The 22,366-nt window shown below is 65.6% G+C and carries 21 protein-coding genes; 14 read left to right on the top strand and 7 right to left on the bottom strand.

Annotated features, from left to right (window positions below):
* Positions 1 to 34: 34 nt before the first annotated feature.
* The gene (locus J7396_RS03490; protein ID WP_008577290.1) at positions 35 to 1,168 is read right to left on the bottom strand and encodes a phospholipase A; all 1,134 of its coding nucleotides are present in this window, start codon (positions 1,166 to 1,168) and stop codon (positions 35 to 37) included.
* Between the two features lie 259 nt (positions 1,169 to 1,427).
* A complete protein-coding gene (locus tag J7396_RS03495; RefSeq protein ID WP_008577289.1) occupies positions 1,428 to 1,913 on the bottom strand; it encodes a DUF456 domain-containing protein in 486 nt (161 codons plus the stop codon).
* Positions 1,914 to 2,140: 227 nt separating this feature from the next.
* On the opposite strand from J7396_RS03495, the gene J7396_RS03500 reads away from it, so the two are divergent.
* Entirely contained in the window at positions 2,141 to 2,356 is a 216-nt protein-coding gene (locus tag J7396_RS03500; protein WP_003483561.1) for a cold-shock protein, read from the top strand.
* A 138-nt stretch (positions 2,357 to 2,494) separates the two neighbouring features.
* On the opposite strand, the gene J7396_RS03505 is transcribed toward J7396_RS03500, so the two are convergent.
* Both J7396_RS03505 and J7396_RS03510 read right to left on the bottom strand, forming a co-directional pair.
* Positions 2,495 to 2,974: a glycine zipper 2TM domain-containing protein gene (locus tag J7396_RS03505; RefSeq protein ID WP_007966687.1), complete on the bottom strand. Its 480-nt coding sequence runs from the start codon at positions 2,972 to 2,974 to the stop codon at positions 2,495 to 2,497.
* A 132-nt stretch (positions 2,975 to 3,106) separates the two neighbouring features.
* Entirely contained in the window at positions 3,107 to 3,535 is a 429-nt protein-coding gene (locus J7396_RS03510; RefSeq protein ID WP_011346928.1) for a cytochrome c, read from the bottom strand.
* A gap of 74 nt (positions 3,536 to 3,609) precedes the next feature.
* On the opposite strand from J7396_RS03510, the gene J7396_RS03515 reads away from it, so the two are divergent.
* Positions 3,610 to 4,440 carry a tRNA threonylcarbamoyladenosine dehydratase gene (locus J7396_RS03515; protein ID WP_209260963.1) on the top strand — a complete coding sequence of 277 codons (831 nt, stop codon included), beginning with the start codon at positions 3,610 to 3,612 and terminating at the stop codon, positions 4,438 to 4,440.
* Between the two features lie 56 nt (positions 4,441 to 4,496).
* Here the strand turns inward: J7396_RS03515 and J7396_RS03520 are convergent, their stop codons facing one another.
* Complete coding sequence (locus J7396_RS03520) at positions 4,497 to 5,264, bottom strand: TatD family hydrolase (RefSeq protein ID WP_209260964.1); 768 nt, start codon at positions 5,262 to 5,264, stop codon at positions 4,497 to 4,499.
* Positions 5,264 to 5,479, bottom strand: a complete 216-nt coding sequence (locus tag J7396_RS03525; protein ID WP_014089784.1) for a DUF6116 family protein — start codon at positions 5,477 to 5,479, stop codon at positions 5,264 to 5,266. Before J7396_RS03525 ends, J7396_RS03520 begins: the two co-directional genes overlap by 1 nt.
* Positions 5,480 to 5,624: 145 nt before the next feature.
* Here J7396_RS03525 and J7396_RS03530 point away from each other — a divergent pair, with 145 nt between their 5' ends.
* The 9 genes from J7396_RS03530 (at position 5,625) to J7396_RS03570 (ending at position 18,141) form a co-directional block, all read left to right on the top strand.
* Positions 5,625 to 6,416 carry a glycine zipper 2TM domain-containing protein gene (locus tag J7396_RS03530; protein ID WP_011346932.1) on the top strand — a complete coding sequence of 264 codons (792 nt, stop codon included), beginning with the start codon at positions 5,625 to 5,627 and terminating at the stop codon, positions 6,414 to 6,416.
* Positions 6,417 to 6,559: 143 nt separating this feature from the next.
* On the top strand, positions 6,560 to 7,735 hold the full coding sequence (locus J7396_RS03535; RefSeq protein ID WP_014089785.1) for an acyl-CoA dehydrogenase family protein: 1,176 nt from the start codon (positions 6,560 to 6,562) through the stop codon (positions 7,733 to 7,735).
* Between the two features lie 61 nt (positions 7,736 to 7,796).
* Positions 7,797 to 10,358, top strand: coding sequence for a DUF3857 domain-containing protein (locus J7396_RS03540; RefSeq protein WP_209261011.1), 2,562 nt, complete (start codon positions 7,797 to 7,799; stop codon positions 10,356 to 10,358).
* Positions 10,359 to 10,484: 126 nt separating this feature from the next.
* Positions 10,485 to 11,123: a glutathione S-transferase family protein gene (locus J7396_RS03545; RefSeq protein ID WP_029819065.1), complete on the top strand. Its 639-nt coding sequence runs from the start codon at positions 10,485 to 10,487 to the stop codon at positions 11,121 to 11,123.
* 178 nt (positions 11,124 to 11,301) lie between these two features.
* The gene (asnB, locus tag J7396_RS03550) at positions 11,302 to 13,242 is read left to right on the top strand and encodes an asparagine synthase (glutamine-hydrolyzing) (protein WP_209260965.1); all 1,941 of its coding nucleotides are present in this window, start codon (positions 11,302 to 11,304) and stop codon (positions 13,240 to 13,242) included.
* 170 nt (positions 13,243 to 13,412) lie between these two features.
* Complete coding sequence (locus J7396_RS03555) at positions 13,413 to 13,967, top strand: NADPH-dependent FMN reductase (protein WP_014089788.1); 555 nt, start codon at positions 13,413 to 13,415, stop codon at positions 13,965 to 13,967.
* Positions 13,968 to 14,188: 221 nt separating this feature from the next.
* On the top strand, positions 14,189 to 15,619 hold the full coding sequence (locus J7396_RS03560) for a replicative DNA helicase (protein WP_014089789.1): 1,431 nt from the start codon (positions 14,189 to 14,191) through the stop codon (positions 15,617 to 15,619).
* A gap of 105 nt (positions 15,620 to 15,724) precedes the next feature.
* Positions 15,725 to 17,143: a deoxyribodipyrimidine photo-lyase gene (locus J7396_RS03565; RefSeq protein ID WP_029819067.1), complete on the top strand. Its 1,419-nt coding sequence runs from the start codon at positions 15,725 to 15,727 to the stop codon at positions 17,141 to 17,143.
* 272 nt (positions 17,144 to 17,415) lie between these two features.
* Entirely contained in the window at positions 17,416 to 18,141 is a 726-nt protein-coding gene (locus J7396_RS03570) for an OmpA family protein (protein ID WP_007966703.1), read from the top strand.
* 829 nt (positions 18,142 to 18,970) lie between these two features.
* Here the strand turns inward: J7396_RS03570 and J7396_RS03575 are convergent.
* Positions 18,971 to 20,005: a LysR family transcriptional regulator gene (locus tag J7396_RS03575; protein ID WP_005925689.1), complete on the bottom strand. Its 1,035-nt coding sequence runs from the start codon at positions 20,003 to 20,005 to the stop codon at positions 18,971 to 18,973.
* Between the two features lie 128 nt (positions 20,006 to 20,133).
* Here J7396_RS03575 and J7396_RS03580 point away from each other — a divergent pair, with 128 nt between their 5' ends.
* From J7396_RS03580 to J7396_RS03590, 3 genes are read left to right on the top strand one after another with little or no spacing between them, the layout of a single operon-like run.
* The gene (locus J7396_RS03580; RefSeq protein ID WP_031421913.1) at positions 20,134 to 20,361 is read left to right on the top strand and encodes a hypothetical protein; all 228 of its coding nucleotides are present in this window, start codon (positions 20,134 to 20,136) and stop codon (positions 20,359 to 20,361) included.
* Positions 20,358 to 21,131 (top strand): SDR family NAD(P)-dependent oxidoreductase, encoded by a 774-nt coding sequence (locus tag J7396_RS03585; protein ID WP_209260966.1) that lies wholly within the window; start codon positions 20,358 to 20,360, stop codon positions 21,129 to 21,131. Before J7396_RS03580 ends, J7396_RS03585 begins: the two co-directional genes overlap by 4 nt.
* Positions 21,128 to 22,318, top strand: a complete 1,191-nt coding sequence (locus tag J7396_RS03590; RefSeq protein WP_008577270.1) for an efflux RND transporter periplasmic adaptor subunit — start codon at positions 21,128 to 21,130, stop codon at positions 22,316 to 22,318. Before J7396_RS03585 ends, J7396_RS03590 begins: the two co-directional genes overlap by 4 nt.
* Positions 22,319 to 22,366: the final 48 nt, after the last annotated feature.

Below are 22,366 nucleotides of genomic sequence, written 5' to 3' on the forward strand. Positions count from 1 at the left end.
CCGGCGGTGAGCGCAGTGGTTTTGTGAGCTGCGCTTAGAACCACTCCAGCAACGACACGCCCACACCGATGTAGGTTGCCTTGTGGTTGTAGTCGATCATGCTTTCGCCGTAGCCATCGAATACCTGCACATGGCCGCGCAACAGGTTGGTGATGGGGAAGCCGTAGTCCAGCTGCACCGAACCGTGCGAGCGGTCGCCGCCACGCAGCGAATGGCGTGCGATCAGCGCGAATTCGTGACCATCCTTGTTGTACACCAGCGTCGCATCGCCGCGGCCCATGTAATCCTCGATATCAGGATTGTTGTCGTCGGCGCGGTCTTCCTTGATGCGGAACCACGGGCGCAGTGTCAGCGCCCAGTTCTCCCGATCCAGCCCGAAGTTCAGGATCACCCGATTCCACGAGCGCGACAGCGGGTCGGCGCGCCCGTTGGACATGTGATTGAGGCTGATGCCGCTCATGCGGCCCTTCCAGCCGAAGATGCTGTAGTTGTTGCGAAAGACCAGCATCGCTTCGGGCTCGTAATTGGTCTCGCGGAACGGGCGCGACGCATCGGCGTTGTAGGCCTGCCAGCGCGAGCTCTGGGTGTAGCCCATCCAGATATCGCCGTTGTCGCCGAACAGGTCTTCCACCACCTTGGTCTTGAAGCTGAGCTGGAACTTGAGCTCGGTGCTGTCCAGCTGTTGCGGCGTGTTGACCGAGTTGGCCGGATTGGGCGACTGCGGGGTGCGGTTGGTGTCGCTGGTCCAGAATGCCGGCAACAAGTATACCGGCTTGTAGCCGCGCAGCTGGAAGGTGCCCAGCTTGGAATCCTTGGCCAGCTCCCAGCGGCGGTCCAGCAAGGAGCCACGGCCGGCATTGGCCACGGCTTCTTCTTTCGGCTGGTCCTGGCCGTCGGCGCGGAAGAAATCGCCGACCCGGCTGATGGTGCGCGTATCGTCGGGCCTGGCCTCCTTCTGCTTGGCCAATTGCGCGGCGGCATCTGCCTCCGCGGTTTGCTGCGGCGTATAGCCCAGTGCCTTGTCGTAGCAGGCCAGGCGAGCGGCATCGGACGTCACCGAGGTGCAGGCTTGCGGCGAGGCCGGCTGCGGTGCGATTTCCTGCGCATGGGCCAATGGCGCGGCGGCCAGTGCGATCAGCATCAGGGGGCGGGTGTGGTGCTTGGACATGGGCAGTCTGGCCGAGGGAAAGGCGCCAGGCAGGCGCAGAGATGCGCAGCTTAACGGTCGCGTCTGCATACGCCGTGTGTACACGGCGACATAACATTCGATCGAATTCGGTCGCTCAGTCTGTGCCTGCGACGTGTTGCCGTGGAGCGGGTATGCGCATGGAATGTGGCTGCCACGCGTCAGCGGAGTGAGCGCATGTGGCTGTTACGCGCGTCCTGGACTAGGAGCGCGTGCACCGCCGTGGAGCCGTTCCAGAGCCCTAGAAAAACCAGCCGATGGCGAACACGCCCAGCATGCACAGGCCAAGCGCCAGTTTGGTGGCGGTGCCAAGCATGATGCCGACCCAGGTCCCGAGACCGACCTTGGTGGCCTGGCCGGACTTGCGTGTCTGGTAATACTCGCCAAGCCAGGCGCCAGCGAACGGACCGACGAACAGCCCGATCGGCATGAAGAAAATGCCTGCAATGCCCCCGATGACCGAACCCCATAACGCCAGCTTGCTGGCACCTACCCGCTGCGCCCCGTACAGCGTGGCCAGGAAGTCCACCAGGTACGACAGCGCGGTGATCAACCCCAGCACGACCAGCGTCACCCAGCCGATGTGGGTGAAATGGTCGGCCCAGGCGGCGACCAGCAGGCCGGCGAACACAAGGGGCAGGCCCGGCAGGGCCGGCAGGATGACCCCAGCCAGGCCGATCAGCACCAGCGCTGTGGCCAAGACGTAGTAAACGACGGCAGTGTCCATGAGGGTTACGCAGGTCCTAATTCAGGCTTGACAAAAAGGCGCAAGAGGTGCTTGAAAATTCATTTTGTGCGGGTTAAGCAGCAGCCGCTGCTGTTTGCAAAGGTCACCGTGAATCGTGGCCTGATGCGGTAGATCGCCTGATCCGCTACATCCTTGTACCTCGCTTCCTCCTTGCAATCACAGCCACCACCGCTAGTCCATCACAGTGTCGTAGGGAGTCAGTCGAGATGTCCAACATCGAACGCGAAAATGGTGTCGTGAAGTGGTTCAACGATGCCAAGGGCTTTGGATTCATCAGCCGCGAAAATGGCGAAGACGTCTTCGTGCATTTCCGCGCGATCCAGATCCAGGGCTTCAAGAGTCTCAAGGAAGGTCAGAAGGTCAGCTTCACGGTCGTGCAAGGCCAGAAGGGCTTGCAGGCCGATGCAGTGCAGGTGGTCTGAGCCGGTTGCGCGGAGCGCATCAGCCACGCAACAAAAAGGCCCGTCACCGGGCCTTTTTGTTGTCTGCAACCGTGTTGTCCGCGGCCCTTGCCCACTACCGACGCATTGGCGCTGCGTCTGCGCCGCCGAGCCGATGGATCAGCGCAACACGACCTTGCCGTTGACCACGCGCACGTACGCGTTCTCGCGCACGCCAGCCAGGTCGCGCTGGTTGACCACGATCACGCGGCCGTCGTCCATGCGCACCTGCACGTCGAAGCTGGAACTGGTGACATTGTTCTGGATGGCGTTACCTGCCAGCGCGCCGGCAGCGGCACCGGCGACGGCCGAAACATTCTTGTTGCCCGTGCTGCCGCCGGTTTCCTTGGAAATCTGGCGGCCGGCCACCGCGCCCACGATGCCGCCCAGCACGGCGCCAGTGCCGGTCGGCGCGGTGCGGGTCGGGCCGACTTCGTCGATCCGGGTCACGATGCCGCAATCCACGCAACGCTGCGTCTGCGAGTAGCCCTGGTCATAACCGCGGTCGCCGCGATAGCTGCCGTACTGGGGCTGTGAGGTGGCGCAGCCAACCAGGGTCGCGGTTGCAGCCAGGCCAATGACGAGCAGTCGGGTTTTCATGAGATCTCTCCGGGGTGGTTCGAAAAGGCGGCCGGGGCCGCGGCGACGCCATCCTGTGATGGTCCAGGTGAACGGCCTGCCAACTGCGACACTGCAGGCTTAACGAAACCCGAGCGTCGTATTCATCCAACCTCAGCGAAAGTCGCGATGGCAGGCCTCGCAGGCATCGGAGATGCGGGTGTGGAGTTGGCCCAGCTGACTGCAATCGGTCAGCGTTACGCCCTGGGCCTGATCCAGCGCGGCACGCAATGCCTGTGCGTGCTCGCCGAAGCGGCGGTCCTCGCCAATTGCAGGGAAGGCCGGCTCGACTTCGTCGGCCAGCAGGCGCAACGATTGCAGCCGTCGCTGTTGCTGCGCCGGCGCGCAGGCGACGCCTTCGCCCGGTCGCAATGCGCGTAATTGGTAGGCCATGATCTGCATCAGGCTGTCGGGCACCGGGTCGCGTCGCGCCTGTAGTGCGTTGGCCACCATGACCGTGGCGACCAGGCCGATCAGCAGGCCCAGCACCAGCATGAAGGCGTAGCGGGCCGCGCGGGATTGGGTGGGAGGCGGGGCGTGCATGAGGTGGCTCCTGGGACGCAACGTTCGTTGCGGCAGCGTGGGCGCGCCCTGGACGGGGCGCGTAAAATAGGCCGATGAAAGCACAATGGCGTGAACGCTTTGCCGGTATCGACCGGCTGTATGGGGTCGGCACCGTCGAGCGCCTGTCGGCGTGCCGCGTGGCGGTGGTCGGCATGGGTGGGGTGGGCTCGTGGGTGGTCGAGGCGCTGGCACGCACCGGGGTGGGACACATTCGCCTGATCGATGCCGATGACGTGTGCGTGTCCAACACCAACCGGCAGTTGCCGGCGCTGGCTGGCCAGTACGGTCGCAACAAGGCCCGCGCGATGGCCGAACGCTGCGTGGCGATCAACCCGGACATCGAAGTCGACGCGGTCGAGGCTTTCCTGACCTCGGGCAATATCGAGACCTTGCTGGGTGAGGACTTCGATCTGGTGATCGATGCCTGCGACAGCTTTCGGGTCAAGGTGGAAACCATCGCCTGGTGCCGTCGGCGCAAGTTGCCGCTGCTGACCGTGGGCGCGGCGGGCGGGCGCACCGACCCAACGCTGGTGCGCGTGCGCGACGTCTCGCGCACCGAGCACGATGCGATGCTGGCGCTGATCCGCAAGAAGCTGCGCAGCGAATTCAATTTCCCCAAGAACCCGCAGCGCTACTTTGGCGTGCCCGCGGTGTATTCGCTGGAAAACGTCAAATACCCGCAGGCCGATGGCAGCGTTTGCGGCATCCGCCCGCAGCTCGATGCCGATGCCACGCTCAAGCTGGATTGCGGGGCAGGGCTGGGCGCGGCCACGCATATCACCGGCACCTTTGCATTCGTGGCAGTGGGCAAGGCGCTGGAGATGTTGCTCAAGCCCAAGCCCAAGGCCGCGGCGCCGGCAGCCGAGGCGGTTGCGGCGTCGTGATGTTGCCTGCGCGCTGTCGTGCTGACCGGGCGCTCGCGCTGATGCGCACGCTGCGCTCAGCGCCGTAGGCCGAACAGGTTGCGTGCGTTGGCCGACGTGAGCGCGGCAATGTGCGCAGGGTCTTGCCCGCGGAGCTGGGCGATGCAGTCCAATACCGTGCGCAGATACGCCGGCTCGTTGCGTTGGCCGCGGTTGCCGGCGTCGGGCTGATCCGGCGCGTCGGTTTCCAGCAGCAGGTGCTGCAGCGGCATGCTGGCGACCAGCCTTCGCAAGCGATTGGCACGCGGGTAGGTCACCGGGCCGCCCAGGCCGATCATGAAATCCAGTTTCCACAACTGCTGCGCCTGCTCGGGGCTGCCGGCAAAGCTGTGCACCACGCCGCGCAGGCCACCTATCGCCTTGATGCGGGCGATGACTTCTTCGGTGGCGCGGCGGGCATGCACGATCAGCGGCAGGTTGAAGCGCTTGGCCAACTGCAGCTGAGCATCGAAATAGGCGCGCTGCGCCTGCGCATCCAATCCGTCGACGAAAAAGTCCAGGCCGCATTCGCCGATCGCGCAGGGCCGCTCGCGTTCGATCCACTCGGCCAGCAGCTCCAGGTGTTCGGGGCGGTGCCGGTCCAGAAACAGTGGGTGCAGGCCATAAGCGGGGTAGAGACCAGGCGCCTGATCGCAGACCGCACGCAGGCCCGGCCAGCTGGCAGCAGTGATCGCCGGTACCACTTGCTCCATGACGCCCGCGCGGCGCGCGCGCGCGATCACCGCCGCGCGGTCGTGGTCGAATTCGCCTGCATCCAGATGGCAATGGCTGTCGATCAACTGCATCAGTCGCGGCGCGCCGGTGCCGGCATTGGCGACTTGCGGGTTTTCCAGTTGGCCAGCAGCAGCGTGGTCAGGCCGAACAGCACTTCGTCCAGGAACGGGATCGGGTCCGGCGCCACCACGTCGATCAGAAACAGGGCGGCAGCCAGCTTGAACAAGGTGGGATAGCGCAGCGTGCTGGCCCAGTCCAGCGCGCGTGCGGTCAAGGGATTTCGCATGCGAATGCTCCGGCTGTTAGAGATGCATGAAGTAACCGCTAGCTGAACTTAACCGTCGTGTTCATGAGCGAGCGCCTTTTCGTTCAGGGTTCCCATGCTGGAATCACGGCCGTCAACAACGCGGTGCGTCCGCAGGGAGCTGGTTATGAAGAGCAATACGACAACTATACTGGTCGCTGCTGGTGCCTTGCTGGTCGGAGGCGTCGCCACTGCCGCCTTCATGAATAACCGCCCATCGTCCGGCGATTTTGTCGCCAACGGCCAGCCGGCGCCGCGCGGCCTGGAATATGCCGATGTGGTCAAGGTTGCTCCCATCACCCAGCGCGAGCCGCAGTACGCGCAGGTGATCAATAGCAACGCCATTCGCGAAACCACCACCAGTACCTCGCCACGTGAGGTGTGCCGCGATGTCGTGGTGCAGGAGCGTCTGCCCGAGCGCGACGGTAACGTCGGCGGCACCGTGGCCGGTGCGGTCATCGGCGGCCTGATCGGCAATCAGGTCGGTGGCGGCAACGGCCGCAAGCTGGCGACTGCCGCAGGCGCGGTGGGCGGCGGCTTCATCGGTAACCGCATCGACCGCAACCACGTCGGTGGCCGGGTCGTCGATCGCACCGAGCGTCAATGCCATACCGAAAATGCCAACTCGCAGTCCTCGCGCGTGGTGGGCTACGACGTGACCTATCGCAATGCCGACGGCACCACCGGCACCATGCGCATGGACAGCAAGCCGGGCGAACGCATCTCGCTGGGCGACGCCGACAACGTGGTGGCCTATGACGTCACCTACCGCTACGACGGGTTTGAAAAGACCGTGCGCATGAACGACAAGCCCACCAGCGACCGGCTGCCGGTGGTCGATGGCCAACTGGTGACCCAGATGGCATCGACGGCGGGCGATTCCAACGTGCGCCAGGACGGTTTGAGCACCCGGCAGTAACGTGTAAGCCGCCGCGCCGCGCAGTCAGCGCAGCAGTGAGAAAAGAGCCGGCAATGCCGGCTCTTTTCGTTTGCGCCATTGCCGCACGGGTGCACTGCCATGTTCGGCCGGCAACTGGCAGATAATCGAGCTTTCAGCTTGCGATGGAAGCCAACATGCCGGTGCGCCCCGATGACCTGTTCGATGTACGCGCGCTGCTCACCGACGAAGAGCGGGCGGTGCAGGACGCTGTCGCGCGCTTTACCGACACGCGGGTGGTGCCGGCCATCGGCGATGCCTTCGATGCCGGACGCTTTCCGCGCGAGTGGATCCCGGAACTGGCGGAACTGGGGTTGCTGGGTGCCAGCTTGCCGCCGCGCGACGGCGGTGCGGGCCTGGGCGCGGTGTGCTACGGACTGATCTGCCAGGAACTGGAGCGCGGCGACAGCGGCCTGCGCAGCTTCGTCAGCGTGCAATCGTCGTTGTGCATGTACCCCATCCACGCCTACGGCAGCGACGAACAGCGGCAGCGCTGGCTGCCGGAAATGGCCGCCGGCCGGGTCATCGGTTGTTTCGGCCTCAGTGAGGCGCAGGGCGGGTCGGACCCGGCTGCGATGACCACCCGCGCGGTGCGCGAGGGCGATGGCTGGCGCTTGAATGGCGCCAAGCTGTGGATCACCAACGGCAGCATCGCGGGGCTGGCAATCATCTGGGCGCATACCGACGATGGCGTGCGCGGCTTTCTGGTCGAAACCGACAGCGCCGGTTTCAGCGCGCACGACATCAGCCACAAGATGAGCCTGCGTGCGTCGGTCACCTCGGGCCTGTTCCTGGACAATGTGTTCGTGCCCGAGCAGATGCGGTTGCCGCGGGCGGCCGGTTTGAAGGCGCCACTGAGTTGCCTCAACCAGGCACGCTACGGCATTGCCTGGGGGGCGATCGGGGCGGCGGTGGCCTGCCTGCGCGAGGCGCTGGCCTATGCCGGCGAGCGCATCCTGTTCGGCCGGCCGCTGGCCGCCACGCAAAGCGCGCAGATCAAACTGGCCGACATGGCGCGGCGGATTTCCACCGCCCAGCTGCTCGCCTTGCAGCTCGGGCGCTTGAAGGACGCCGGGACGCTGCAGCCGGAGCAGATCTCGCTGGCAAAATGGAATAATTGCCGCATGGCGCTGGATGTGGCGCGCGAATGCCGCGACCTGCTAGGCGCGGCCGGCATCACCACCGAGCATGTGGCGATCCGGCATGCGCTGAACCTGGAATCGGTGATCACCTACGAAGGCACCGAAACCGTGCATCAGCTGGTGGTGGGCCGTGCGCTGACAGGACTCAATGCGTTTTGACGAGGAGTGGGGCTTGATCAGCAGGGATGTGATGCGACGCCTGTGCGGCGTCTTCTGCACGATGTGGTTGTTGGCCGGCGCCGGGATCGTGCCGGCATGGGCCAACGAGGCGCCGCGCATGGCGCCGACGCCGGGCTGGGTGGTGGCAGATGCCGTTCCCGGTAACGTGCCTGGCGCTGCCGGGCTGCGCTATGAACTGGTGTCCGACCAGGTCGATCTGACCGGCCGCGTGCCGCAGGCTTACCGCCGGCTCAGCTACACCGTGCAACGGGCCAAGAGCCTGGAGGAAGCCGGGCAGATTTCCATCGACTACCAGCCGCAGTACCAGCAGCTGGAACTCAACAGCCTGGAGGTCTGGCGCGCCGGCAAGCGCATCGATATGCGCACGCAGGCGCACTACGCCAGATTGCGGCGCGAAAGCGGGCTGGAGAACGGCCTGATCGATGGTGCGCTGACGCTGTCGATCACCTTGCCGGATCTGCGCGTGGGCGATCGCGTTGACTATGGCGTGACCATCAGTGGCAGCAATCCGGTGTTCGGCAAAGGCTATTACGACGTGTTCGAAGCGCGCTACGGCGTGCCGCTGGGCGAGCGCCGGGTACGTGTGCGCTATCGGGCCGACATGCCGCTGCAGTGGCGGATCAGCGCGCCGGGGTTTGGCCGGAAGGTGCGCACGCTCGATGGGGTGACGCAACTGGATATCGGGGCCAGCAATATCGCGGCGGTGCAGGAAGAAAAAGACGCGCCCGACGATGTGGACCCGTATGGCGTGATCGAAGTGTCCACCGCCGGCAGTTGGGGTGCGGTGGCGGCCTGGGCGGCGCAGCTGTATCCGCGTGCATTCAACCAGACGCAGGTGGCCGCCAAGATGGCGCAGAGCCTGGGGTTGCGCAGCGACGACCCGCAGGGCGCGTTGTTGCGCGCCGTGGCGTTCGTGCAGGGCGAGATCCGTTACGTCGGCCTGGACATGGGCGAAAACTCGCACGCCCCGCACGCGCCCGAAGTAACGCTGCGCAACCGCTACGGCGACTGCAAGGACAAGGCGACGCTGCTGATCGCACTATTGCAGCTGGCCGGCATCCGCGCCGAGCCGGTGCTGGTCAACAGCGACAAGGGGCATGGGCTGGAGAAGCGGTTGCCCAGTCCGTACGCCTTCGATCATGTGGTGGTGCGGGCGCATCTGCCGCAGGGCGAGGTGTGGGTGGATGCCACGCGCGATCGCGAAGAGGGCCCGTTGGCCCAGCGGCGGCCGCTGCCGTTCGTGCGCGGATTGCCCGTGATTGCAGGGCAGGACACGTTGGTTGAAGTGCCTGCGCCGATGCCTGCGTTGCCGCAGATCGAAGTGAACGAAGAAATCTCCATTTCGCTGCGCAAGCCGCAGCGCTGGGCAAGCTTCACGGTGGACACCATCTATCGCCAGGGCCGCGGCGAGCGTGTCGCCGGTAGCTTCGACGACGATGGTGCGCAGACGGTGGGCGAGCACTATCTGGAATTCATGCAGCAGTACTACACCGCGCTGACCCAGGTGAGCGTGCCAAGCATCGACGCTGCCGACCCGCTGAATGTGCGCACGTACGAAGCCTACCGGCTGGAGTGGCCAGCGAAGGAGGGCGATGAGCTGGGTTTCCCGTTGTTCCAGCTTGGCGAATGGATGGATGCGTTACCGAAAGAGGCGCGCAAGAGCCCGCTGGCACTGGGCGGACCGCGGCTGGCGCGGCAGACCGTGCGCGTGCACAGCGACCCGGCGACCCAGGTGGAGGCAGACACCCAAGTGGTCGCCAATCCGTGGTTCCGCTTTTCGCGCAGCATCGCGATGCGCGAGGGAAAGCTGGTCATCGTGGGCGAGTGGCAGCGCTTCACCGACCGTATTCCGGCCAATGGCGTGGCGCGCGCGGCTGCCGACATGGAGCGCGCGCGCGACCTGCTGTACTTCAATCACGATCTCAGGCCGCAGCGGCGCACGCAGCCTCCCGACTGGCGTGCGCTCGGCTACCCGCTGGCCGGCTTGGTGGCCCTGGTGTTGTTGCTGGTGGCGTGCTTTTTCTGGTGGCGCGGCGGTGGCCTGGGCGGACTCATGTTCGATCCACATGCCACCGTGGCCCGGATGCCGCAGCATGCGCGGTTGCGCTGGAGCGCCTGGGCGGTATTTGCGGCGACCACGCTGCTGTCGGCATGGGTGTGGCTGCACGCGCTGCCGCTATGGGCCAAGGCCGGTGGGGTCATTGTCGTGGTTGCAATCGCCTTGCTGGGATGCGTGCTGCTCGCGCAGATCCTGCGGTGGATGGGCAGCGGCGCCCAGCTTGGGCAGGTGTTGCCGGCGATGGCCGGCTGCGCCTTGCCGTGGCTGGTATGCCTGCTGGCGGCCGTGTTCGCGCTCAAGGGCCAGGTTGCATTGCTGCGCACCGGCGCGACCGATCCGGCCGGCATGGCGCAACTGGCGACATGCATCTTGCTGCTGATGCTGGGGGCGCTGTGGTGGTCGGTCTGCTCGGTGCAGGCCGTTGCCGCCGCTGCCGGCTGTGCGCGCACGCGTGCGTTCGGCGCCTGGGCGCTGACGGTGGCGGCACTGGGCGTCCTGATCGCGGTGTTGAGTGTGCCGGTGGCGGTGGTGGCCTTGGCCTGACGCAGGTCGGCGCGGCAGTGCACGCAACCCTGGCATCGGTGCGCCGCTGCTGCGTGCAGGGCTTTGCAAAGGCACGCGGGGCTGTGACACTGCCAGCCCCCTCGTTGCTGCCGCGGAGCCAGCCAGATGTCGAGCGTGCGTCCCCCGTTGACCGTCCATGGCATGTCCAGTTCCGGCAATTGCTACAAGGTGCGCCTGCTGCTGGAACAGTTGGGCAGCCGCTATCACTGGGTCGAGGTGGACAGCGTGGCCGGGCAGACCCGCACGCCCGAGTATCTGGCCAAGAACCCCAACGGCAAGGTGCCGATGGTCGAGCGCGACGATGGCCGCGTGTTGACCGAATCCAACGCGATCCTGTTCTGGCTGGCCGAAGGCACGCCGTATCTGCCCACCGATGCGTGGCAGCGCGCGCAGGCATTGAGCTGGATGTTCTTCGAGCAATACAGCCATGAGCCGTATGTGGCAGTGGCGCGGTTCATCAGCCTGTGGACGCCGCGCGATGCCGCACGCCGCGCCGAGTTGCCGCAGCTGCGCGCGCGCGGCGAGCAGGCGCTGGCGGTGATGGAGCAGCATCTGCAGCAGCACACCTGGTTCACCGGCAGCGACTACGGCATCGCAGATATCGCACTGTTTGCCTACACCCATTGCGCCGAAGACGGCGGTTTCGATCTGGAGCGCTGGCCCGCGATTGGTGCGTGGTTACAACGCGTGCAGGGCTTACCGCGTTTCGTGCCGATGCCGGCAGCTGCATCGGTGGCGGCATGAGCTGTCTGCGCGATCTGCACGTGGCTGATGGCCATACTGCTGCGTGCCGGGCAGACGCTTGTCTCTGCTCTCTTGCGTCGCCATCGCCATTCGCCGTGCGCCTGCTTGCGCGGATGCAAGGCGTCACGCGTGCCGGCGCCGCCCGGTTACCCGTGGCCGGCCGGAAGGAGCGCTGACGATGTGCGGATTGGCAGGAATGTTGCTGGCCTCGCCGCGCCTGCATGGCGAACAGCTCGATGCGCTGGTGCGGCCGATGGGGGCCGCCTTGCGCCACCGCGGCCCCGACGATGCCGGCACCTGGTGCGATGCGCAGGCAGGCATTGCGCTGGCGCATCAGCGCTTGAGCATTCTGGACCTGTCGCCGCTCGGCCATCAGCCGATGCGCTCGGCAGACGGCCGCTACGTGCTGGCCTACAACGGCGAGGTCTATAACTTCGCGCAGTTGCGCGCAGCGCTGTCCGCGCTTGGGCATCGCTTCCGCGGCCACTCCGATACCGAAGTGCTGCTGGCGGCCGTGGTTGAGTGGGGCCTGGACGAGACATTGACCCGCTGCAACGGCATGTTCGCCATTGCGTTGTGGGACGAGCGCGACAACTGCCTGTTCCTGGCCCGCGACCGCGTCGGCAAGAAGCCGCTGTACTACGGGTGGGCCGGCGACACCTTGGTGTTCGGTTCCGAACTCAAGGCCTTGTGGCAGCATCCGGATTTCGACAACGGCGTGGATCGCGATGCGCTCACGCTGCTGCTGCGGCTGGGCTATATCCCGGCGCCGGCCTGCATCCACGAGCACACCTTCAAGCTGATGCCCGGCCGCGTGCTGTGCATGGATGCGCAAGCCGTTGCAGCCGGCGCGGCCGCGCATCGTCCCGATCAGGCGCAGCAACCGTTCTGGAACGCCCGCGAGGCGATGCAGCGCGCGCTGGCGACGCCGTTCACCGGTACCGACGCGCAGGCCGAAGAGCAGTTGGATAGCGTGCTGCGCGATGCGGTGGCTTTGCGCATGGTGGCCGATGTGCCGGTAGGCGTGTTTCTCTCCGGCGGCACCGACTCGTCCATCGTCACTGCGATGATGCAGGCACAAAGCGCGCAGCCGGTGCACACCTTCAGCATCGGCTTCGAAGGCTCGCATCACGACGAAGCGCCGCTGGCGCGCGAAGTGGCCACGCATCTGCGCACCGACCACACCGAACTGTATGTCAGCGGCGCCGATGCGCTGGCGGTGGTGCCGGGCCTGCCGGACATGTTCGACGAACCCTTCGCCGATGCCTCGCAAGTGCCGACGGCGTTGGTCGCACGGCTGGCGCGCGGCGGGGTCACGGTGGCGCTGTCCGGTGATGGTGGCGACGAATTGTTCTTCGGCTATGGCCGGTATCAGCGCGCACTGCGCAATTGGCGCATGCATGGCTTGGTGCCGGGCCCGCTGCGTCGCCTGATGGCGGTGGCAGCGCGTCGCAATGGCGAATCTTCGCGCACCGGCGGCCTGGCCGCGCTGGTGGCCGAGGCCGGTGCACGTGGCATCGGCGACATCTACCGCAACCGCATTTCGCGCTGGCGCGATCCGGCCGCGGTGGTGCTGGGCGCCACCGAACCCGACAGTTTCTACAGCCTGGCCGACCCGCTGCATGGGTCCGGCACCCCAGCCGATGCGATGATGCTGGCCGATTTTGCCGCCTACCTGCCGGACGATCTGCTGTGCAAGGTGGACCGCACCACCATGGCGGTGGGGCTGGAAGCGCGCGCGCCGCTGCTGGACTGGCGCGTGGCCGAATTCGCCTGGTCGCTGCCGCTGTCGCTGAAATATCGCGATGGAGTGAGCAAGTATCTGCTCAAGCGCGTGCTGTGCCGCTACCTGCCGGACGCAATGGTGTACCGCGGCAAGCGCGGCTTCGGCGCCCCGGTCAGCGCATGGCTGCGTGGCGACCTGCACGGCTGGGCGGACGATCTGCTGGCGCACGGCGCCCTGCAACGCGAAGGCGTGTTCGCCGCCGACAGCGTGGCCCGCCTGTGGCGCGACTTCAACGGTGGCGAGCGCAAATGGCATACGCATCTGTGGACGGTGCTGATGTTCCAGGCATGGCAGGCACACTGGCGCGAACAGCGTGCGGCCGTGGTGCGCTGACACCTGTAGGTTGTGGTCTGCACACGGGCCGGCGTGGGCGAAATCCCCTCTGGACGGTGCCGCGCTCGCGTGCACGCACTGCCGCTTGCGCTACAGACGCCGGCGGCGTTTCACCGGCCCTGAGCATCCGGCTGGGTAGGGTGGGGCCCTGTTTCCACGGAGCATTCCCCATGAGCAAGCTCACCATTGCCGTGCTGGTCGGCAGCCTGCGCGCCGAGTCGTATAACCGCCAGCTGGCACGCGCGCTGGAGCATCTGGCCGGCGACAAGGCCGTGTTCGAGTACCTGGAGATCGGCGATATCCCGCTCTACAACCAGGACCGCGACGGCGATTATCCCGCCGAAGGCACGCGGCTGAAGCAGCAGATCCGCGCTGCCGATGCGGTGCTGTTCGTCACCCCCGAATACAACCGCTCCATTCCCGGCGTGCTCAAGAACGCCATCGACACCGGCTCGCGTCCCTACGGCGATAGCGCGTTTGCCGGCAAGCCGGCAGCGGTGGTGGGCATCTCGGTCGGCGCGATCGGTACTGCCACCGCGCAGCAGCATTTGCGTAACGTGCTGGCGTATCTGGATATGCAGGTGCTCGGCCAGCCGGAAGTGTTCCTGCAATACAAGGACGGCCTGTTCGGGCCCGACGACCAGATCGCCAACGCCGACAGCCGCAAGTTCCTGCAGGGCTTCATCGACCAGTTCCTGGGCCTGATCGGGCACCTCAAGCGCTGAGTTGACCACAGCGGCGCCGCACGTCAATGCGGCGCCCCGTTGGGCCCTGGGCGAGGGCGGAAACCCAAGCGGCGCAAGGGTCTCGGCATCTGCGACGGCCGGCGCGTAGCACGTGGATGCACCGGCTATACACCAGTTATCCACAGAGTTGTGCATGGTCGCCGGCCGCGCCGATGACTATGCTTCCTGCCCTCGTCTCCCTGCGTCAGGTTTGTTTGTCCATGTCCGCTCGTCCTGGTTTCCGTTCCAAGCGCAGTCGCGATCGCGACGACGACGATTACGATCGTCCCGAGCCGCGTCTGGACCAGTTGCGGGTACCGCCGCATTCGGTCGAGGCCGAGCAGGCGGTGTTGGGTGGCCTGATGCTGGCGCCGGACGCGTTCGACCGCGTCAACGACCAGCTCACCGAAAACGACTTCTACCGGCGCGACCATCGGCTGATCTACCGCGCGATTCGCGAACTGAACGAGAAGGACCGCCCGTTCGATGCAGTGACCCTGGGCGAATGGTTCGAGTCGCAGGGCAAGCTGGAGCAGGTGGGCGATGGTGCGTACCTGATCGAGCTGGCCAGCACCACACCGTCGGCGGCCAACATCGCCGCGTATGCGGAAATCGTGCGCGACAAGGCAGTGCTGCGGCAGTTGATCGAGGTGGGCACCAACATCGTCAACGACGGCTTTCAGCCGGAAGGGCGCGACAGCGTCGAGTTGCTGTCCTCGGCCGAAAAGGCCGTGTTCAAGATCGCCGAAGCCGGCGCGCGCGGGCGCACCGATTTCGTGGCCATGCCCGGGGCATTGAAGGATGCCTTCGAAGAGCTGCGCAACCGCTTCGAAAACGGCGGCAACATCACTGGCTTGCCGACCGGCTACACCGATTTCGATGCGATGACCGCCGGCCTGCAGCCGACCGACCTGATCATCCTGGCGGCGCGTCCGGCGATGGGCAAGACCACCTTTGCGCTGAACATTGCCGAATACGCCGCGATCAAGTCCAAGAAGGGCGTGGCGGTGTTTTCGATGGAAATGTCGGCCTCGCAGTTGGCCATGCGCCTGATTTCCTCCAATGGCCGCATCAATGCGCAGCGCCTGCGTACCGGTGCGCTGGAAGACGAGGATTGGGCGCGCGTGACCGGCGCGATCAAGATGCTCAAGGAAACCAAGATCTTCATCGACGACACCCCGGGCGTGTCGCCGGAAGTGCTGCGTTCCAAGTGCCGCCGGCTCAAGCGCGAACACGACCTGGGCCTGATCGTCATCGACTACCTGCAGCTGATGTCGGTGCCGGGCAACAGCGAAAACCGCGCGACCGAAATTTCGGAAATCTCGCGCTCGCTGAAAGGCCTGGCCAAGGAGCTCAACGTGCCGGTGATTGCGTTGTCGCAGCTCAACCGCTCGTTGGAAACGCGCACCGACAAGCGCCCGGTAATGGCGGACTTGCGCGAGTCGGGCGCTATCGAGCAGGACGCGGACATGATCGTCTTCATCTACCGCGACGATTACTACAACAAGGAAAATTCGCCGGACAAGGGCCTGGCCGAAATCATCATCGGCAAGCACCGCGGCGGACCGACCGGCTCGTGCAAGCTGAAGTTCTTCGGCGAGTACACCCGCTTCGACAACCTGGCGCACGACTCGGTGGGCAGTTTCGAGTAAGCGCTGCCGGGGAACGGCCGGGTGGTCATCCACCGCCCGGCATCGCGCCATCGTTGCGCCCGCTGGCTTATGCTGCGCAGCCTCACCGTTTGCTGCCGAGCTCGTATGTCATACGCCATCGTCTGGTTCCGTCGCGATCTGCGTTTGGAAGACAACCCGGCCTTGCGCGCCGCACTCGATGCTGGGCATCACCCGATTCCGTTGTACATCGATGCGCCGCACGAAGAGGGCGAATGGACGCCTGGCGCCGCGTCGCGCACCTGGCGGCATCGTTCGCTTGCAGCGCTGGACGGTGCCCTGCGCGCGCTCGGCAGCGGCCTGGTCATTCGCTCCGGCAACAGCGCGCAGGTGCTCGATGAGGTGATCGCGCAGACCGGTGCGGCGGCGGTGTACTGGAACCGCAAATACGAGCCGGCCACGCAGCCGCGCGACGCGCAGATCAAGCGCGACCTGCGCGAGCGCGGCATCGAGGTGCAGAGCTGCAATGCCGCGCTGCTATTCGAACCGTGGCAGTTGTCCACGCAGCAGGGCGGCCCCTACAAGGTGTTTACCCCGTTCTGGCGCAATGCGCTGACGCAGCTGCAATTGCCCGCCGCCATGGACGCGCCGCGTCGCCTGCCGCCGCTGCCTGCGAGCTTGAAGACCGATGCGCTCGACACGCTGCAGTTGGTGCCGGGCCTGCAGTGGGACCAGGGCTTCTGGGAGCACTGGCAGCCCGGCGAAGCCGGCGCGCACGAAATGCTGGAGATCTTTATCGACGGCGCGTTGTCGGGATATCGCGAAAACCGCGATCGCCCCGATCGCGTCGGCACCTCGCAACTGTCGCCGCATTTGCACTTTGGTGAGATTGCGCCGTGGCGGATTGCCAGTACCCTGGAGGCGCATCGCACTGCGCGCAATGGCGCGGAAATCGATGGCTATATCCGGCAGCTGGGCTGGCGCGACTTTGCGTATCACTTGCTGCATCACTTCCCGGACACCACCAACCAGAATCTCAACCCGCGCTTTGCAGGATTCGATTGGGCAACGGTCGATCCGGTTGCATTGCAGGCCTGGCAACGCGGCCGCACCGGCATTCCGATCGTCGATGCCGGCATGCGTCAGCTCTGGCATACCGGCTGGATGCACAACCGCGTGCGCATGATCGTCGCCAGTTTTTTGTGCAAGCATCTGCGTATCCACTGGATCGAAGGCGCGCGCTGGTTCTGGGACACGCTGGTCGATGCGGACCTGGCCAACAACACGCTGGGCTGGCAGTGGGTGGCCGGTACCGGCGCCGATGCGGCGCCCTATTTCCGCGTGTTCAATCCGGTGACGCAGGCAGAAAAATTCGACCCGCATGCGACCTACATCACGCGCTGGGTGCCTGAGCTGGGCAAGCTCGCGGTGAAGGAGCGCTTCGCGCCATGGTTGCATCCATTGGCGCTGGCTCGCTTTGCACCGGAGTATCCGCGCAATCCGATCATCGGCTTGGCCGAGGGCCGCGATGCGGCGTTGGCGGCGTATGCGAAATCGCGCGCCTAGTCGCTGCTGATCGATGCGCGTGTGCCTGTTTCTGGACGGTGCACGCAACGCTGTCTGAGGAGCGAAACAGGGCATGGAATGCGCGCTGTGTACTGGCGTGCGCTGGCTGATGTGGCGGCGCACGTGTACGCGTCATCGCCGAAAACGTTTTCCTGAATGGCACACCCGTTACACGTGGGTTGCGGCAGTTTTCATCATGCGCCAGTCGCGTGGGCCTGTTTATCCTCGCGCACACGATTGAGCGCCGGATGGTCCGGCCATAGGAGAGCACCATGTCCCCAGCAGCCACCAAGAGTCTTGCCGTTGCATTGGCCAGCGCCATTGCGCTGTCCGCGTGTGCCACCGGCGGCTCGTATGTGCAGCGCGACCAATACGGCGAGCAGACGCAACAGCAGAATCGGACCGGCCGCAATGCGCTGATCGGTACCGCCATTGGTGTGGCTGCAGGCCTGCTCACCGGCGACAGCGCCACCGAGCGTCGTCAGCACGCAATGGTCGGCGCTGGCATCGGTGCACTGAGCGGCGCGGCAATCGGCCAGTACCAGGACCGCCAGGAGCGCGCGCTGCGTGAGCGCACCGCCAACACCGGTATCGAAGTACAACGCCAGGGCGACAACATCAGCCTGAACCTGCCCGACGGCATCACCTTCGACTTCGGCAAGTCGGCATTGAAGCCGCAGTTCTACACCGCGCTCAACGGCGTGGCCTCCACCCTGCGCGAGTACAACCAGACCATGGTGGAAGTGGTGGGGCATACCGATAGCGTCGGTAGCGATGCGGTGAATCAGCGCCTGTCCGAAGAGCGCGCCAGCGCGGTAGCGCAATACCTGACCGCGCAAGGTGTGCAGCGCGAGCGCATGGAAACCATGGGCGCCGGCAAGCGTTATCCGATTGCCGACAACACCACCGATGCCGGCCGCGCCAAGAACCGTCGCGTCGAAATCCGCCTGATTCCGTTGCGTGCCGAAGGCGCGGCCAGCAACACCGGCATGCGTTGAGGAGATGCAGTGAATCGTGGCGGGTCGGATGACTCACCTGCGATGTGCTGATGTACGCAACACAGGCCGCGAAAGCGGCCTGTTTTTTTGCTGCATGGTGGATCAAGAGCAGCGAACCAATCGCTTGGATTTAGAACGGCTGGTCTGCACGGCTTTGAGGTCTCGATCTTTCTCACGTCATCGGCGCGAATGTGTCGGCGTAACTGTGGAACTTCGAAGCGCGGATCTGAGCGTTGCTGCAGGGCCCTTGCTCGCTCACCATCGCGGGATACGCTGCAAGTACGTCCCTATAAGCTCCGTGGCGGCATCCATGCCGCCAAGGGTCCCGCGACGGTGAGCGGGCAAGGACCAATCGAGTTGGTCGCTGTATTTGTGCAAGCGATAGATGCGTTCGCTAGCGATTCAAGGAGGCGCGGCTAGCTCGCGGTGCTCAGGCGAGAAGGTATCTCCATCCCCTTTCCTACGATGGGCCGCTTTCCGCGCGACCGACCAACGTTCTGGTGCGGTGTCCTCGCCGCTTGGAACCGTTGGCGGCATGGGTGCCGCCATCGAGCCCCCATGGATGGGTTGACGGCGTGTCCCGCGAGCGGCGAGGGCACCGCGCGCGACCGAGTCGGCTTTGCGCTCATCGGGTGATCGCATCCAACGACGCCACGACGGACGTCTCGATCTTTCCCAACTCACCGCTGACGGTAGTGAGATCATCTGCAAAGCGACCGAGCTGTCGTCGGCGTACGCGTGTTGTGACAGAGATGCATTCACTGGGTTGCATCGATGAACTTATGGACTGCGCCAGACGGCAACCACCGCCGGCGCAGTCGATCCGGCACTACGCCGTGACGTTTTCCAAGATTCGCTTGCCTTCGGCACGCAACTCCGCGTCTGCGCCCACTTCGACTTTCGCATCGTTGTCGGCCTTTTGTGCGGCCAGGCGGGCAGGGCACTGCGCCATCATGTAATCCGCATCGAAATTCATGCGCGTCACCAAAAAGTCCACGAACGCCCGCACTTTCGGCGACACCAATCGGCCGCCGGCGAACACCGCGTTGAAGTCCACCTCAGGCCCGGTCCAACCGGCCAGTACGCGACGCACCAGGCCCGATTGCACGAACGGTTTGGCCATCACATCGCCAGTCAGCAACAGGCCTTCGCCGCACAACACCGCACCGTTGAGCGCGGCCGGATCGTTGGCCACCATCAGCGGATTGACCGGGAAATCGCGTACATCGCTGCCGTCGCTGAGCGACCAGAAAAAGCGGTTGTTGTGCACGTTGCGGTTCTTGCGCAAGGCGAGCGTGCGATGGAATTGCAATTCGTCCGGATGCAGCGGCTCGCCATAGCGTTCGATGTAGGAGGGGCTGGCGAACACCTGGGTGCGCAAGCTGCCGAGCTTGCGCGCCACCAGATTGGAGTCGGGCAGCGCGCCAACGCGCAATGCCAGATCGGCTTCACCGCCGATCAGGTCCAGCTTCTCGTTGCCCAGATGCATGTCCAGCTGGATTTCCGGGTATTGCGCGTGGAATTCGCCCAGCAACGGCGCGATCCAGGTAATGCCCAGCGAATACGGCACGGTAAAACGCAGCCAGCCACGCGGGCCCGATTGCAGCTGTCCCACCGCGCTTTCGGCTTCTTCCAGTTCGCGCGCGATGCGCTGGCAATGTTCGTGGTACACCGAGCCGGCTTCGGTCAGGCCGATGCGGCGGGTGGTTCGATGCAACAGGCGCGCACCCAACCGGGTTTCCAGTTCCTGCACCTTGCGGCTGACGGTGGTCTTGGGCAGGCCAAGCGCATTGGCGGCGGCGATGAAGCTGCCTTGTTCGACCACCTTGACGAAGATCAAGGTGTCGTTGAGATCGTGAGTCATGGGATGCCTTCCGGGGGTCAGGAGGGATTAGACCGCTTGCGGGACGATTATTCCCCTAAATCCGGACTAATCAAGTGCTGCTTTGAAGCCTAACTTATGCGGCATCCCCTCCATGCAGGAGCACGGCCATGTGGTTGTGCAACGTTTTCGGCGTGTCTTCCAGTCAGCGCAGTGCGATCGAAAGCGCCTTCGATCCGGTCGTTTCCACGGAAAAGCGGTCGTACGACAGTGCCTTGCGCGAATTCTCCAGCTCGCCACGGCGGCAGGCTGGCGGCGCGCCTGCGCAGCGGACTGGACTGCAGGCGCGCTGGGCACGCCGTGGAATTATCCCGATCTCGGGAGCGAAAATCCCATGAGCGGGATGGTTCAATCCGAGACGGCCGTCATTGGCGGCGCGGGCAACGTGGGCATGGGCATCGTCTCTGCATTGCTGGACGCCGGTATGCCAACGGTGGTGATTGGGCGCGACGCCGCCAAGCTGGACGCACTGCGTGCGCAGCACGGTCGCTCCCCGCTGCTGGACATCGTGCAGGGATCGGTGGCCGACGATGCATCTGCGCAGCGCCTGGCCACCGAACTGGCCCAGCGGCACCGACCGCTGGGCGCGGTGATCGCCAGTCTGGGCAGCCCGCCCAAGGCTGGGCGGCTGGTGGATCGGCCGGTGGCCGCCCTGCGTCGTCGCCTGGAGCGCGACGTGCTGCCGCATCTGGCTGCCGCCCGTCACCTGCTGCCGCTGCTGGCCGAGGCCGACGGCGGCGGCCGCTATCTGCTGCTTGGTAGTCCGTGCGCGCTGCGCGCCTGGTCGGCGCATGGCGATCGTTCGGTTGCGGCCTCAGCCACCCGCATGCTTGCCCAGGTGTTGCACGAGGAAGCCAAGCCGTTGGGCGTCCGCGTGCAGTTGCTCTCGGTCGAGCAGCCGGTCTGCACGCCCGGCCGCGTCAAGGACGCCTGTCCGGAATGGATCCGCGCCGTGGACGTCGGCCGCGCCGCTGTTTCCCTGATTGCCGGGCCTGGCCAACCCGGACAAGCCATCGTGACCGTGAGTCGTCGCCCGCCGGCCGCACCGTCGGCCAGCCGGCTGGCCGGTCTGCAATTTCCCATCCCCACCCGAGAGATTTCCCCATGACCACGAACGCCACCCCGTTCCGTTTTCCCTTGCGTACCGTGTTGGCGGGCGCCGTGCTTGCGGTCGTGCTCGCCGGCTGCGGCAGCAAGGCCGCCGAGACCGGCGCACCGCCGCCGCCCAGCGTCAGCGTCGCGCCGGTGTTGATGAAGCAGATCAGCCAATGGGACGAATTCAGCGGCCGCATCGAGCCGGTGGAAAGCGTGGAACTGCGTCCGCGCGTGTCCGGCTATATCGACAAGGTCAACTACACCGAAGGTGCAGAGGTGAAGAAGGGCGATGTGCTCTTCACCATCGATGAGCGCAGCTACCGCGCCGAGTTCGCGCGTGCCAACGCGTCGCTGGTGCGTGCCCGCACCCAGGCCACGCTGGCACGTAGCGAAGCCACGCGTGCACGCAAATTGTCCGAGCAGCAGGCCATCTCCACCGAAACCTGGGAGCAGCGCCGCGCCGCCGCCGATCAGGCCGATGCCGACCTGCAGGCCGCCCAGGCCGCGGTGGACACCGCCAGGCTCAACCTGGATTGGACGCGCGTGCGCGCTCCCATCGACGGCCGCGCCGGGCGTGCGATGGTCACCGCCGGCAACCTGGTCACGGCCGGCGACAGCGCCAGCGTGCTGACCACCCTGGTGTCGCTGGACAAGGTATTCGTCTACTTCGATGCCGACGAAGGCACCTTCCTGCGCTATTCGCAGATGGCCCGCAACGGCGAGCGCCCGGACGAACGTGGCGGCGAGTTGCCGGTGCGGATCGGGCTAGTCGGCGAGCAGGGCTTCCCGCACACCGGTCGCGTGGATTTCCTGGACAACCAGGTGACCCGCAGCACTGGCACCATCCGCGTACGCGCGGTACTGGACAACGCGCAACGGCAATTCACGCCGGGGTTGTATGCGCATGTGCAGTTGCTGGGCAGCGGCCAGTTCAAGGCCATGCTGGTCGACGAAAAGGCCGTGCTCACCGACCAGGACCGCAAGTACGTGTACGTGGTGGACAAGGACGGCAAGGCGCAGCGCCGCGATGTGGAGCTCGGCCGCAGTGCCGATGGTCTGCGCATCGTGCGTAGCGGCCTGGCCGCCGGCGACCGCGTGGTGGTCGATGGCGTGCAGAAGATCTTCATGCCCGGCATGCCGGTGGACGCCAAGACCGTGGCCATGGCGCCGGCGGCGGACAAGCGCACCGCTTCCAACTAGGGATCGCCAACGCGCGTTGCGCGCTGTCGCGCCTGCCTGGCGACAGCG

Origin of the sequence: Xanthomonas sp. A1809 (assembly GCF_017746015.1) — a bacterium.
GTDB lineage: Bacteria > Pseudomonadota > Gammaproteobacteria > Xanthomonadales > Xanthomonadaceae > Xanthomonas > Xanthomonas euvesicatoria.